Source organism: Pseudomonas sp. MWU347, from assembly GCF_017947305.1.
Taxonomy (GTDB): Bacteria; Pseudomonadota; Gammaproteobacteria; order Pseudomonadales; family Pseudomonadaceae; genus Aquipseudomonas; species Aquipseudomonas putida_A.
In genome coordinates this window covers 44,819-58,737 of the sequence record NZ_JAFGZB010000004.1, presented here as the reverse complement: position 1 = coordinate 58,737, position 13,919 = coordinate 44,819, and the positions used below count along the sequence as shown (strand labels likewise).

Below are 13,919 nucleotides of genomic sequence, written 5' to 3'. Positions count from 1 at the left end.
CAAAATCCATTGTCGTTATCTTGGGTCAGACGCTTAGAACGTCTGGCCGAGGGAGAATTGGAACACTTGAGTTTCAGCGTTATCCGGTTTTTTGACCGGCATCGCCAGAGCAAAACTCAGAGGACCCAGTGCGGTGACCCAGGTCACACCCACACCAACGGAACTGGCCATGTTGCTCAGGCTGATGTCGTTACACTTGGTGTTGGACGTCGAGCCATTTGCGTTGGTGGTGTCCTTGCACTGCGAATCGAAAACGTTACCCACGTCCCAGAATACCGAGGTACGCAAGGAGCGTTGATCCTTGACGAACGGCAGCGGGAACAGAACCTCGGCACCGCCCTGGATCAGGACGTTACCACCGAACGGCAGCGGATCCTGATCCGGGTCAACCGAAGTACCCGGGTTGGTACCACGACTCGGAGTACTGCGCGGCCCCAGAGTACTGTCCTTGAAGCCACGTACCGAGTTGAAACCACCAGCATAGTAGTTTTCATAGAACGGCAAGCCGTCGGTCGAACCATAACCGTCGCCATAACCCAGCTCGGTGTGCAGACGCAGGGTGTAGTTTTCGGTGATCGGCTGGAACAACTGACCACGGTAGTCGAGTTTGTAGAACGACAGGTCGCTGCCCGGAATCGTGGTTTCCAGCGTCAGGCTCTGCGAACGACCACGGGTCGGCAGTACGCCCTTGTTCAGGGTCGATTCGGACCAGCCGGCAGACGCCTTGAAGTTCAGGTACTGATCGCCTTCCTTGTTAACGAAGTCGAAGATCTCGTCAACGGTGTACTGACCGGTCTTGATCTTGTCCTGCTGTGCGGACAGACCGAAGGTCAGACGCGAAGTCTCGCTGATCGGATAGCCAACGTTGACGCCGGCACCCAGGCTGTCTACCGCATAGCTGGCTACGTCGATGTTGAGATCTTTGTAGTCGGTGGTGCGATAGAACGCGTTGTAACCCAGACTCACGCCATCGGCGGTCCAGTAGGGGTCAACGTAGCCGAAGTTGTAACGGCTCTGGTATTCACTGCGGGTCAGGCCCACGCTCACACGGTTACCGGTACCCAGGAAGTTGTTCTGGGTGATCGAACCACCGAGGATCAGACCGGCGCTCTGGGCGAAACCGACGCTGGCGGTGATCGAACCGGAAGCTTGCTCTTCAACGGCGTAGTTCACGTCAACCTGGTCGTCGACACCCGGAACGGCCGGCGTCTCGACGTTCACTTCCTTGAAGAAGCCCAGACGCTCAAGACGGGTCTTGGACTGGTCGATCAGGTAGGTCGAAGCCCAGCCACCTTCCATCTGACGCATTTCACGACGCAGCACTTCGTCCTCGGACTTGGTGTTGCCGCGGAAGTTGATGCGATTGACGTAGGCACGCTTGCCCGGATCGACGGCGAACAGGATGTCCACAGTGTGATCGTCGTCATGCGGCTGAGGTACGCCGTTGACGTTGGCGAAGGTGTAACCCTCGTTACCCAGACGGCGAGTGATCAGTTCGGAAGTGGTGGTCATCAGCTTGCGCGAGAAAACCTGGCCTTTTTGCACCAGCAACAGCGACTTGACCTGGTCTTCAGGCACTTTCAGGTCACCGCTGAGCTTGACGTCACGAACGGTGTACTTTTCGCCTTCGGTGATGTTGACGGTGATGTAGACGTGCTTCTTGTCCGGGGTGATGGACACCTGGGTCGAAGCGATATCCATGTTGATGTAGCCACGGTCCAGGTAGTAGGAACGCAGGCGCTCCAGGTCACCGGAGAGTTTTTCACGGGCGTACTTGTCGTCGTTCTTGAAGAACGACAGCCAGTTGGTGGTTTTCAGCTCGAACAGGTCGATCAGATCGTCATCAGGGAAGACCGTGTTACCCACCACGTTGATGTGCTGGATGGCAGCCACGGTGCCTTCGTTGATCTTCACTTTCAGCGCCACACGGTTACGCGGCTGCGAAACCACTTCGGTATCGACGGTCGCCGAGTAACGGCCCTGGGCAACGTACTGACGCTGCAGCTCGTTACGGACACCTTCGAGGGTGGCGCGCTGAAAGATTTCACCTTCGGACAGACCGGACTGCTTGAGGCCTTTCATCAGGTCTTCGGTGGAGATCGCCTTGTTGCCTTCGATCTCGATACTCGCGACCGACGGACGTTCGACGACCGTGATCACCAGAACGTTGCCTTCGCGGCCCAGCTGGATATCTTGAAAGAAACCGGTTTTGAACAACGCACGAGTGGATTCCACCAGGCGACGATCATCCGCCTGCTCGCCGACGTTCAACGGCAAGGCACCAAAGACGCTACCCGCGGAGACCCGCTGGAGGCCATTGACGCGAATATCAGAGATAGTGAAGGACTCGGCGTGAACTTCGGCGATCATCAATACGGTGAGAACCGCAGTTAGCAGCAGACGTTTCATGAAGTCCTTTCTTATTCCAACTGGCAATAAACAAACTGCCGCAAAATGCGGCAGATTCGCAATTCAGCGAAGCTTTACAGTCGACCCAGATCATTGACCAGAGCAAGCAACATCACTCCGACCACCAAACTGATACCGATCTGCACCCCCCAACCTTGCACCCGATCCGACAAGGGGCGACCACGCACCCACTCAATCAGATAAAACAACAAATGCCCCCCATCCAGTACAGGAATGGGCAGCAAATTCAGAACCCCCAGGCTAATACTCAGATAAGCAAGGAAATTCAGGAAATCAGCAACGCCCGACTGGGCAGAAGCGCCCGCCACTTTAGCAATGGTTATCGGCCCACTCAAGTTTTTTACCGAGAGCTCGCCAAACAGCATTTTCTTCAGTGAGTCCAGCGTCAGGATGCTCATGGTCCAGGTACGCCGGGCACCCTCGCCAATTGCGGCCAACGGGCCATAACTGACCTCGCGGATCATTTCCGGCGGCCAGTCCACTGCTTTCACGCCAGCACCCAGATAACCGCTCGGCGCCTTGCTTTCGCCACGCGCAGCCAAGGTCACCGGGACGTCGATTTGAGCACCGTCGCGCTCGACGCGCAGCAAGATTTTGGTATCAGGACGCGTACGAACGGTATCGACCACTTGCTGCCAGTCACCCAGCGCCTGGCCATCGAGCGACAACAGGCGGTCGCCGGTTTTCAGACCGGCGGCCTGCGCCGGACCTTTTGGATCGAGCTCGGCCAGCACCGGCGGCAAGGCCGGGCGCCATGGGCGAATACCCAGCGAGCGAATCGGATCGGGCTCATCGGCGCCTTTGAGCCAGTGATCCAGCGCCAGTTCGCGCGGCGTGTCAGCGGTAGAGCCCTGCTCGCGCACGAGCAATTGCAGGGAACCGCTTTCCCCAAGACGACGGACCAACTGCAAATTGACGGCCGCCCAGCCGGAAGTCGGCTCGCCATCGATGGCAACGATCTCCTGACCGGCACTCAAACCGGCCTTGGCCGCAATGCTGCCGGACTCGACGGCACCGATGACCGGACGGATCTGTTCACTGCCGAGCATCGCCAGCACCCAGAAAAACACCAGGGCCAGCAGGAAGTTGGCGATCGGTCCCGCCGCGACAATGGCGATGCGCTGGCGAACCGATTTGCGATTGAAGGATTGATGAAGCTGATCGGCCGGTACTTCGCCCTCACGCTCATCGAGCATTTTGACGTAGCCACCCAGCGGAATCGCGGCGACGACAAATTCGGTGCCCTGCTTGTCGTGCCAGCGCAGCAGGGGCATGCCGAAGCCTACGGAAAAACGCAAAACCTTGACGCCACAGCGACGCGCGACCCAGAAGTGGCCGAATTCGTGAAAGGTGACCAGTACACCCAAAGCGATCAGGGTGCCGGCAATCATATAGAGCGCGCTCATCTACTTTCTCCGCAATCCTGTTCAGTGCCGCGTGAAGCCATGGTTCTGCAACGGCTATCGGCCGTGACGATTCAGCCACTGTTCGGCCAGAATCCGCGCTTTCGCGTCCGCGGTAAACACCGCGTCCAGATCCTCAAGCGCAACCACTGGCTCGAGGTTCAGCACGTCCTCGATGATACTCGCGATTTCCAGATAACCAACGCGTCCGTCGAGAAACGCCGCGACTGCCACTTCGTTGGCCGCATTGAGCATGGCCGGCGCACTGTTGCCGGCCTCCGCCGCCTGCCGCGCCAGGCGCAGGCAAGGAAAGCGCTGTTCGTCCGGCGCCTCGAAATCCAGGCGCGCAACGGCAAACAGATCCAGCGGTGCCACACCCGAGTCGATCCGCTCAGGCCAGGCCAATGCGTTGGCAATCGGCGTGCGCATGTCAGGGTTGCCCAACTGCGCCAATACCGAGCCATCCACAAAGTCGACCAGCGAGTGAATCACACTCTGCGGATGGATCACCACCTCCACCTGCGACGGCTTGGCATCGAACAGCCAGCAGGCCTCGATCAACTCCAGGCCCTTGTTCATCATGCTGGCCGAGTCCACCGAAATCTTGCGACCCATCGACCAGTTCGGGTGCGCACACGCCTGATCAGGCGAAACATGCGCCAGCTCGCTCATCGGCGTCTGACGGAAAGGACCGCCCGAAGCCGTCAGCAAAATCCGCCGCACGCCGACCGCACCCAGCCCGCGGGCAAAATCCTGCGGCATGCACTGGAAGATCGCGTTGTGCTCGCTGTCGATCGGCAGCAACACCGAACCGCTCTTGTGCACGGCCTGCATGAACAGCGCGCCGGACATCACCAGCGCTTCTTTGTTGGCCAGAAGGATTTTCTTCCCGGCCTCTACCGCTGCCAGGGTCGGGCGCAGGCCCGCGGCACCGACGATGGCGGCCATCACGGCATCGACTTCGGGCGCGGAGGCGACCTGGCACAGCCCCTCCTCCCCGACCAATACGCGAGTGGACAGGCCAGCAGCCCGCAGGTCGTCCTGCAAACCGCGCGCCGCAGCCACTTCAGGCACCACCGCAAACTGCGGCACATGCCGAACGCACAAGGCCAGCAACTCGCTCAGGCGGGTAAAGCCGCTCAGGGCGAAAACCTGATAACGCTCGGGATGCCGAGCGATGACGTCCAGGGTGCTCAGACCAATCGAACCGGTCGCCCCCAGAACAGTGATCTGTTGCGGGCGGCTCACGGTGCAGCCATCCACAGGAGTACGGCAAAAATCGGGATCGCAGCGGTCAGGCTGTCGATGCGATCAAGCACACCGCCATGACCGGGCAGCAGGTTGCTGCTGTCCTTGATGCCGGACTGACGCTTGAACATGCTTTCGGTGAGGTCGCCCACCACCGAAATGAATACGATCAATGCAGCGCCGATCAGGCCCTTGAGCAGCTCAGCCACCGTCCAGTCGCGAACCAGGCCAACGATCGCGGTGATCACCAGACTCAGCGCCAGACCACCATAAACACCTTCCCAGCTCTTACCCGGGCTGACTTGCGGCGCCAGCTTGCGCTTGCCGAAAGCACGGCCGGAGAAATAGGCACCGATGTCGGCCCCCCAGACCAGCACCATCACCGCCATGATCAGCCAGTTACCCAGCGGGTACTGTTTGATCTGCACCAGCCCTTGCCAGGCCGGCAACAGGATCAGCAAGCCGATCACCAGTTTGGTGGCCGCCGTGGACCAGTGCTCGCTCGAGCGCGGGTACGTCAGCACCAGGTACGTCGCTACAGCCCACCACAACACCGAAGCGCCCAACACCCAAGGGGCCAGGCCCGGCAGGACGTACATCACGAACAGCATCAGCGCGACGACAGCGGCAAAGCCGACACGGAACGACTGCGCGGTAAAGCCCGCCAGGCGTGCCCATTCCCAGGCGCCCAGGCTCACGACCAGACCGATGAACAGCGCAAAACCGGAGCCTTCGAGCAGGAAAAACCCGCACAAAGCGATCGGCAGCAGGATCAGCGCAGTGATGATTCGTTGTTTAAGCATTAAACCCGGGCTCCAGCTTCGACCTGTTCGCTCGTTTTACCGAAGCGACGCTGGCGCGAAGCGAAATCGGCCAGCGCGGTGCGCATGGCTTCGTGTTTGAAGTCCGGCCAGAACAGGTCGGAGAAGTACAACTCGGCATACGCCAGTTGCCACAGCAGGAAGTTGCTGATGCGGTGCTCGCCACCGGTGCGGATGCACAGGTCCGGCAACGGCAGGTCGCCGGTGGCCAGACAGGTTTGCAGCAGATCCGGTGTGATGTCTTCCGGACGCAGATGCCCGGCCTGAACTTCACGCGCCAGACGCTGCGCCGCCTGGGCAATATCCCACTGACCGCCGTAGTTGGCGGCGATCTGCAGGATGAAACGGTTGGCACCGGCGGTCATGGCTTCCGCTTCGCGCATCGCTGCCTGAAGCTCAGGATGGAAACGCGAGCGATCGCCAATGATGCGCAAGCTGATGTTGTTGTCGTTCAGACGCTTGGCCTCACGACGCAGCGCCTTGAAGAACAGATCCATCAAGGCGCTGACCTCATCGGCCGGGCGCTGCCAGTTTTCACTGGAGAAGGCGAACAGGGTGAGCACTTCGACCTTGGCCTCAGCGCACACCTCGATCACTGCCCGCACAGCATCCACGCCGGCCTTATGCCCGGCGACACCTGGCATAAAGCGTTTTTTCGCCCAGCGATTATTGCCATCCATGATGATCGCGACATGGCGCGGCACCGCGGACGGCGCAGACTGCTTGGTCTTGTCCATTAAAAGCTCGACCCTTATACGGCCATCAGGTCTTTTTCTTTCTCGTCCGTGGCCTTGGTGATCTGGGCCTCGGATTCCTTGGTCAGCTTATCGATATCAGCGATGGCACGACGTTCTTCGTCTTCACTGATTTCCTTGTCCTTGACCAGCTTTTTAAGCTCACCCAATGCGTCACGACGAATGTTGCGCACGGCAACGCGCGCATCTTCCGCTGCGCTACGAGCCTGCTTGGTGAAGCCCTTGCGCGTTTCCTCGGTGAGGGCAGGCATCGGGATCAAAAGCAACTCACCCAGGTTGGTCGGATTGAGGTTCAGACCGGCGCTCTGGATCGCCTTGTCGACGGCAGCGAGCATGTTGCGCTCGAAGGCCACGACTTGCAGGGTACGCGAATCTTTCACGGTGACGTTGGCCACGCTGCTCAGCGGGGTGTCAGTGCCGTAGTAAGGCACCATGACGCTGCCGAGGATGCTCGGGTGAGCCTTGCCGGTACGAATCTGGCCGAACGAGTGGTTCAGAGATTCCAGGGATTTCTGCATACGCGCTTGGGCGTCTTTCTTGATTTCGTTGATCATTGTTGGCCTTCCTCGATCAAAGTCCCTTCAGCGCCGCCGTGCACAATGTTCAGCAGGGCGCCGGGCTTGTTCATGTTGAATACGCGCAGCGGCATCTTGTGATCGCGGCACAGGCAGATAGCAGTCAGATCCATCACGCCCAGCTTGCGATCCAGCACTTCATCATAAGTCAGATGATCGAACTTCTCGGCATGCGGGTCTTTGAACGGGTCTGCGGTGTAAACGCCATCAACCTTGGTCGCTTTCAGCACGACGTCGGCATCGATTTCGATGGCACGCAGGCAGGCTGCCGAATCCGTGGTAAAGAACGGATTACCGGTACCGGCGGCGAAGATCACCACGTCCTTGGAGTTCAGGTGGCGCATGGCTTTGCGGCGATCATAGTGATCGGTCACGCCAACCATGGAAATGGCCGACATCACGATGGCTGAGATATTGGCACGTTCCAGCGCATCGCGCATGGCCAGGGCGTTCATCACAGTGGCCAGCATGCCCATGTGGTCGCCTGTCACCCGATCCATGCCAGCCTTGCTCAAGGCCTCGCCACGGAACAGGTTGCCACCGCCGATCACCAGACCGACCTGTACGCCGATGCCGACCAGTTGGCCGACTTCCAGCGCCATGCGATCCAGCACTTTTGGATCGATCCCGAACTCTTCCGAGCCCATCAGGGCCTCGCCGCTAAGCTTGAGTAGAATGCGTTTATAGCGAGCCTGATAACCACTGCCCTGCTGAGCCATTGCCAATCTCTCCTGCGGCGTATTTAAAAAATTCTGTGCAAGCTGTTTTACAGCTGCCGTTCACTCTAGCTTGGCGCTGCTTCAGCGCCATCGGAACCTGGCTTTGTAAGTCAGTTCCCAGTGGAAACCAATTAAAAATTGGTAACCCCATCTGAAAAGAGGCTGCGCGCGTGAGCGGGCAGCCTCTTTCGGGCGACAGTTGAAAAACCGTCTTATTGCTTGGCGGCAGCCAGCTGGGCAGCAACTTCTTCAGCGAAGTTGTCGACCGGCTTCTCGATGCCTTCGCCTACTTTGAAGTAGGTGAAGGAAACGATTTCTGCGCCGCCTTTCTTGGCCAGCTCGCCAACCTTGATTTCAGGGTTCTTGACGAACGCCTGCTCAACCAGGCTTGCTTCTGCCAGGAACTTGCTGATACGGCCTTTGACCATGTTCTCAACAATGTTTTCTGGCTTGCCTTTGATCTTCTCTTCGTTCAGCTGCAGGAACACAGCTTTTTCACGCTCGATCGCTTCAGCCGAAACTTGCGAAGGCAGCAGGAACTCAGGGTTGCTGGCAGCTACGTGCATCGCGATGTCTTTGGCCAGCTCGACGTCACCGCCTTTCAGAGCTACAACGACACCGATCTTGTTGCCGTGCAGGTACGAACCGACAACGTCACCTTCGATACGGGCCAGACGACGGATGTTGACGTTCTCGCCTACTTTGGCAACCAGTGCTTCGCGAGCAGCTTCTTGCGAAGCGATCAGCGGAGCAGCGTCGGTCAGCTTGTCAGCGAAAGCTTTTTCAACGCTGGCAGCGACGAAGTTTTTGAAGTCGTCTTGCAGAGCCAGGAAGTCGGTCTGCGAGTTCACTTCCAGGATAACGGCAGCTTTACCGTCGTCCTTGATTGCGATTGCGCCTTCAGCGGCAACGTTGCCAGCCTTTTTCGCAGCCTTGATCGCGCCCGAAGCACGCATGTCATCAATGGCTTTTTCGATGTCGCCGTCAGCCTTTTCCAGGGCTTTCTTGCAGTCCATCATGCCTTCGCCGGTACGCTCGCGCAGTTCTTTAACCAACGCTGCAGTAATTGCTGCCATTTTCAAATTCCTCTTGGATAGGTTTTCAACCATTCCACCCGATCGAACGGGCGTTCAATTCTTCCCGAAACACCTTGTAGCTGCTGCACGTTACAAATGCAGGAGGTGCGCTGCCACAAGTGGGCGCCAACAAACGGTTTTCGAGGTGGCAAAAAGGGGGCCAAGCCCCCTTTTTGCTTACTGAGTCAACGCCAGGGCGTCGATTACTCAGCTGCAGCCTGAGTTTCTTCAGCTGCGAATTCAACAGTGCCGCCAGCAACATTGTTGCGACCACGGATCACTGCGTCAGCCATCGAACCCATGTACAGCTGGATAGCGCGGATTGCGTCATCGTTGCCTGGGATGATGTAGTCAACGCCTTCCGGGCTGCTGTTGGTATCGACAACGCCGATGACCGGGATGCCCAGCTTGTTGGCTTCGGTGATCGCGATGCGCTCGTGGTCAACGTCGATCACGAACAGTGCGTCTGGCAGACCGCCCATGTCCTTGATGCCGCCCAAGGAGCGATCCAGCTTTTCCAGGTCACGGGAGCGCATCAGCGCTTCTTTCTTGGTCAGCTTGGCGAAAGTACCGTCTTCGGCTTGAACTTCAAGGTCACGCAGACGCTTGATGGAAGCACGAATGGTTTTGAAGTTGGTCAGCATGCCGCCCAACCAGCGGTGATCGACGTACGGCGAACCGCAACGTGCTGCTTCTTCAGCAACGATCTTGCCAGCGGAACGCTTGGTGCCGACGAACAGAATCTTGTTTTTGCCCTGGGCCAGACGCTCTACGAAAGTCAGAGCTTCGTTGAACATTGGCAGGGTTTTTTCAAGGTTGATGATGTGAATCTTGTTACGCGCGCCGAAAATGTACTTACCCATTTTCGGATTCCAGTAACGGGTTTGGTGACCGAAGTGCACACCGGCCTTCAGCATATCGCGCATGTTGACTTGGGACATGATAGTTCCTTAATAAGTCGGGTTTGGCCTCCACGTATCCCAATGACCAACCAGTGGCATAAAGCCAAAAGCACCCAGGTCATCGTGTCGACACGTGTGTGGATTTAAGCTTTTCGGGGTATCCCCGGAAAGCGGCGCATTTTATACCACAGGGTGCACAGAAACGGAACCCGGAATCTGCAATCGCACCAGGGACATGGGCGCAGCCCCCTTGGAATCGCCTTCAAGCGCATCATTGTATAGACAGACGCGATGCACGCAGGCGCGGATTTGCTCCTTTCGTCTGGTAGAATCGCGTTTTTCAGGGTCGCAAATCCCACACCTGCCACCCTATCCGTATCAGCAAGCGCCGCCGAGCGCAGAGAGAGCCTGTATGACCGTCAACCTCAAAACCCCCGAGGACATCGCTGGCATGCGTGTCGCCGGCAAACTGGCCGCCGATGTGCTGGAAATGATTGCCGAACACGTCAAACCGGGCGTGACCACCGATCAACTGAACCAGATCTGCCACGACTACATCGTCAACGTGCAGCAGGCCATCCCTGCGCCGCTCAACTACAAAGGCTACCCGAAGTCGATCTGCACCTCGATCAATCACGTCGTCTGCCACGGCATTCCGAATGACAAGCCGCTGAAGAATGGCGACACCCTGAACATCGACGTCACCGTGATCAAGGACGGCTACCACGGCGACACCAGCCGCATGTTCCACGTTGGCGAAGTGCCGGTCTGGGCCGAACGCCTGTCGCAGGTCACTCAGGAATGCATGTACAAGGCGATCGAAATCGTCAAACCTGGCTGCCGCCTCGGCGACATCGGTGAGATCATCCAGAAGCACGCGGAAAAGAACGGTTTCTCGGTGGTTCGCGAGTTCTGCGGCCACGGCATCGGCAAGGTGTTCCACGAAGAGCCGCAGATCCTGCATTACGGTCGCGCCGGCACCGGCATGGAACTGAAGGCCGGCATGACCTTCACCATCGAACCGATGATCAACCAGGGCAAGGCCGACACCAAGGTATTGGGCGACGGCTGGACCGCCATCACCAAGGACCGCAAGCTCTCGGCGCAGTGGGAACACACCCTGCTGGTGACCGACACCGGCTACGAGATCTTCACCCTGCGCGCCGACGACACCATCCCGCGCGTCTCGGCCTGATCCCAAGAACGCTCCCAGCCCTATAGAAGGAAAGCCAATCGATGCCGCAGGTGGATCCCGAACTCTTCGACCGCGGCCAGTTCCAGGCTGAACTGGCCCTGAAAGCGAGTCCCATCGCGGCGTTCAAGAAGGCGATCCGCCAGGCGCGCGAGGTTCTCGACACGCGTTTTCGCAGCGGCCGCGACATCCGCCGACTGATCGAAGACCGTGCATGGTTCGTCGACAACATCCTGCAAAAAGCCTGGGAGCAGTTCAACTGGAGCGAAGACGCCGATATCGCACTGGTCGCGGTCGGCGGCTACGGCCGTGGTGAGTTGCACCCCTATTCCGACATCGACCTGCTGATCCTGCTGGACAGCGCCGATCACGAAGTCTTCCGCGATTCCATCGAGCGTTTTCTGACGCTGCTGTGGGACATCGGTCTGGAAGTCGGTCAGAGCGTACGCTCGGTCGACGAATGCGCCGAAGAGGCCCGCGCCGACCTGACGGTGGTCACCAACCTGATGGAAAGCCGCACCATCTGCGGCCCCGAGCGCCTGCGCCAGCGCATGCTCGATGTCACCAGCACCGCGCACATGTGGCCGGCCAAGGAGTTTTTCCTGGCCAAACGCGCCGAGCAAAAGGCCCGTCACCACAAGTACAACGACACCGAATACAACCTGGAACCCAACGTCAAAGGCTCGCCCGGTGGCCTGCGGGATATCCAGACGATTCTGTGGGTGGCACGGCGTCAGTACGGCACCCTGAACCTGCGCGCCCTCGCCGGTGAAGGTTTCCTGGTCGAGAGCGAAAACGCCCTGTTGGCGTCGTCCCAGGAATTCCTCTGGAAAGTGCGTTACGCCCTGCACATGCTCGCCGGCCGCTCGGAAGACCGCCTCTTGTTCGATCATCAACGGACCATCGCCGGCCTGCTCGGTTTTGAAGGCGACGACGCCAAACAGGCCGTCGAAAACTTCATGCAGCAGTACTTCCGCGTGGTCATGAGCATCGCCCAGCTCAGCGACCTGATCATCCAGCACTTCGAGGAAGTGATCCTCGCCCCGGAAGACGAAGCGCCGCCGCAACCGATCAACTCGCGTTTCCAGTTGCACGACGGCTACATCGAAGCACGCAACGACAACGTGTTCCGCCGCACACCGTTCGCCATGCTCGAGATCTTCGTGCTGATGGCCCAGCAACCGGAAATCAAAGGCGTACGCGCCGACACCATTCGTCTGCTGCGCGAGAACCGTCACCTGATCGACGACAATTTCCGCAACGATATCCGCAACACCAGCCTGTTCATCGAGCTGTTCAAGTGCAAGATCGGCGTGCACCGCAACCTGCGCCGGATGAACCGCTACGGCATCCTCGGGCGCTACCTGCCGGAATTCGGTTTCATCGTCGGGCAGATGCAGCACGACCTGTTCCACATCTATACGGTCGATGCGCACACGCTGAACCTGATCAAACACCTGCGTAAGTTGCAATACACCCAGGTGTCGGAAAAATTCCCGTTGGCCGCCAAGCTCATGGCCAAACTGCCCAAGCCTGAACTGATCTACATGGCCGGTCTGTACCACGACATCGGCAAGGGCCGGCATGGCGATCACTCGGACATCGGCGCAGTCGATGCCGAAGCGTTCTGCCAGCGCCATCAGTTGCCCCTGTGGGACAGCCGCCTGATCGTCTGGCTGGTGCAGAACCACCTGGTGATGTCGACCACCGCACAGCGCAAGGATCTGTCCGATCCGCAGGTGATCCACGATTTCGCCCAGATCGTCAGCGACGAGACCCGTCTGGACTACTTGTATGTGCTGACCGTGGCCGACATCAACGCCACCAACCCGACCCTATGGAATTCGTGGCGCGCCAGCCTGCTGCGCCAGCTCTACACCGAGACCAAACGCGCTCTGCGCCGTGGCCTGGAAAATCCGGTGGATCGCGAAGAGCAGATCCGCCAGACCCAGAGTGCGGCGCTGGACATCCTCGTGCGCGGCGGCACCGATCCGGACGACGTCGAGCAGTTGTGGGCGCAGTTGGGCGATGACTATTTCCTGCGTCACACCGCCGGCGACGTGGCCTGGCACAGTGACGCGATCCTGCAGCAGCCGGCCGATGGCGGTCCGCTGGTGCTGATCAAGGAAACCACCCAGCGCGAGTTCGAAGGTGGCACGCAGATCTTCATCTACGCCCCCGACCAGCACGATTTCTTCGCCGTGACCGTGGCCGCGATGGACCAGCTCAACCTGAACATTCACGACGCCCGGGTCATCACTTCGAGCAGCCAGTTCACCCTCGACACCTACATCGTGCTCGATACCGACGGTGACTCGATCGGCGACAACCCGGCCCGGGTCAAACAGATACGCGACGGCCTGACCGAAGCCCTGCGTAACCCCGACGACTACCCGACGATCATCCAGCGCCGGGTGCCGCGCCAGCTCAAGCACTTCGCCTTCGCGCCGCAGGTGACGATCCACAACGACGCCCAGCGTCCGGTGACAGTGCTGGAACTGACGGCACCGGATCGCCCGGGCCTGCTGGCACGGATCGGCGGGATCTTCCTCGAGTTCGACCTGTCGCTGCAGAACGCCAAGATTGCGACCCTGGGCGAACGCGTAGAAGACGTGTTCTTCATCACCGACGCCCACAACCAGCCGCTCTCCGACCCGCTGCTGTGCAGTCGCCTGCAGGACGCAATCGTCGAGCAACTGAGCGTCAATCAGGAACCGGATATCAAGCTTTCGCGCATCAGTATTTGATCCAGCAACTTCCCCCCTGTGGGAGCGGGCTTGCTCGCGAAAGCGGTGTGT

General features: G+C 59.1%; 11 protein-coding genes. 2 read left to right on the top strand and 9 right to left on the bottom strand.

Annotated features, from left to right (window positions below; translation table 11 throughout):
- Positions 1 to 33: 33 nt before the first annotated feature.
- From bamA to rpsB, 9 genes are all read right to left on the bottom strand, one after another.
- Entirely contained in the window at positions 34 to 2,409 is a 2,376-nt protein-coding gene (gene bamA / locus KCG87_RS09495; protein WP_098967465.1) for an outer membrane protein assembly factor BamA, read from the bottom strand.
- Between the two features lie 74 nt (positions 2,410 to 2,483).
- The gene (rseP, locus tag KCG87_RS09490) at positions 2,484 to 3,836 is read right to left on the bottom strand and encodes a sigma E protease regulator RseP (RefSeq protein WP_096795833.1); all 1,353 of its coding nucleotides are present in this window, start codon (positions 3,834 to 3,836) and stop codon (positions 2,484 to 2,486) included.
- Between the two features lie 54 nt (positions 3,837 to 3,890).
- Positions 3,891 to 5,081: a 1-deoxy-D-xylulose-5-phosphate reductoisomerase gene (ispC, locus tag KCG87_RS09485; protein ID WP_210558085.1), complete on the bottom strand. Its 1,191-nt coding sequence runs from the start codon at positions 5,079 to 5,081 to the stop codon at positions 3,891 to 3,893.
- Positions 5,078 to 5,884: a phosphatidate cytidylyltransferase gene (locus tag KCG87_RS09480; protein ID WP_007964272.1), complete on the bottom strand. Its 807-nt coding sequence runs from the start codon at positions 5,882 to 5,884 to the stop codon at positions 5,078 to 5,080. The genes ispC and KCG87_RS09480 overlap by 4 nt, the downstream gene beginning before the upstream one ends.
- The gene (gene uppS / locus KCG87_RS09475) at positions 5,884 to 6,639 is read right to left on the bottom strand and encodes a polyprenyl diphosphate synthase (RefSeq protein ID WP_003222128.1); all 756 of its coding nucleotides are present in this window, start codon (positions 6,637 to 6,639) and stop codon (positions 5,884 to 5,886) included. The genes KCG87_RS09480 and uppS overlap by 1 nt, the downstream gene beginning before the upstream one ends.
- 14 nt (positions 6,640 to 6,653) lie before the next feature.
- Positions 6,654 to 7,211 (bottom strand): ribosome recycling factor, encoded by a 558-nt coding sequence (gene frr, locus KCG87_RS09470; protein ID WP_210558089.1) that lies wholly within the window; start codon positions 7,209 to 7,211, stop codon positions 6,654 to 6,656.
- Positions 7,208 to 7,951, bottom strand: a complete 744-nt coding sequence (gene pyrH, locus KCG87_RS09465) for a UMP kinase (protein ID WP_003222124.1) — start codon at positions 7,949 to 7,951, stop codon at positions 7,208 to 7,210. Before pyrH ends, frr begins: the two co-directional genes overlap by 4 nt.
- Positions 7,952 to 8,163: 212 nt before the next feature.
- Positions 8,164 to 9,027: a translation elongation factor Ts gene (gene tsf / locus KCG87_RS09460; protein ID WP_027611027.1), complete on the bottom strand. Its 864-nt coding sequence runs from the start codon at positions 9,025 to 9,027 to the stop codon at positions 8,164 to 8,166.
- 203 nt (positions 9,028 to 9,230) lie between these two features.
- Positions 9,231 to 9,968: a 30S ribosomal protein S2 gene (rpsB, locus tag KCG87_RS09455; RefSeq protein ID WP_003222119.1), complete on the bottom strand. Its 738-nt coding sequence runs from the start codon at positions 9,966 to 9,968 to the stop codon at positions 9,231 to 9,233.
- 373 nt (positions 9,969 to 10,341) lie between these two features.
- Between rpsB and map the strand changes: the two genes are divergently transcribed.
- Positions 10,342 to 11,124, top strand: coding sequence for a type I methionyl aminopeptidase (gene map / locus KCG87_RS09450; RefSeq protein WP_007964271.1), 783 nt, complete (start codon positions 10,342 to 10,344; stop codon positions 11,122 to 11,124).
- Between the two features lie 41 nt (positions 11,125 to 11,165).
- A complete protein-coding gene (locus tag KCG87_RS09445) occupies positions 11,166 to 13,868 on the top strand; it encodes a [protein-PII] uridylyltransferase (protein ID WP_210558092.1) in 2,703 nt (900 codons plus the stop codon).
- Positions 13,869 to 13,919 lie beyond the last annotated feature (51 nt).

What these genes read in the sequence shown, in the direction of transcription:
- bamA (WP_098967465.1), bottom strand. Translation starts at nt 2,409, where the DNA reads ATGAAACGTCTGCTGCTAACTGCGGTTCTCACCGTATTGATGATCGCC.
- rseP (WP_096795833.1), bottom strand. Translation starts at nt 3,836, where the DNA reads ATGAGCGCGCTCTATATGATTGCCGGCACCCTGATCGCTTTGGGTGTA.
- KCG87_RS09480 (WP_007964272.1), bottom strand. Translation starts at nt 5,884, where the DNA reads ATGCTTAAACAACGAATCATCACTGCGCTGATCCTGCTGCCGATCGCT.
- uppS (WP_003222128.1), bottom strand. Translation starts at nt 6,639, where the DNA reads ATGGACAAGACCAAGCAGTCTGCGCCGTCCGCGGTGCCGCGCCATGTC.
- frr (WP_210558089.1), bottom strand. Translation starts at nt 7,211, where the DNA reads ATGATCAACGAAATCAAGAAAGACGCCCAAGCGCGTATGCAGAAATCC.
- pyrH (WP_003222124.1), bottom strand. Translation starts at nt 7,951, where the DNA reads ATGGCTCAGCAGGGCAGTGGTTATCAGGCTCGCTATAAACGCATTCTA.
- tsf (WP_027611027.1), bottom strand. Translation starts at nt 9,027, where the DNA reads ATGGCAGCAATTACTGCAGCGTTGGTTAAAGAACTGCGCGAGCGTACC.
- rpsB (WP_003222119.1), bottom strand. Translation starts at nt 9,968, where the DNA reads ATGTCCCAAGTCAACATGCGCGATATGCTGAAGGCCGGTGTGCACTTC.
- map (WP_007964271.1), top strand. Translation starts at nt 10,342, where the DNA reads ATGACCGTCAACCTCAAAACCCCCGAGGACATCGCTGGCATGCGTGTC.
- KCG87_RS09445 (WP_210558092.1), top strand. Translation starts at nt 11,166, where the DNA reads ATGCCGCAGGTGGATCCCGAACTCTTCGACCGCGGCCAGTTCCAGGCT.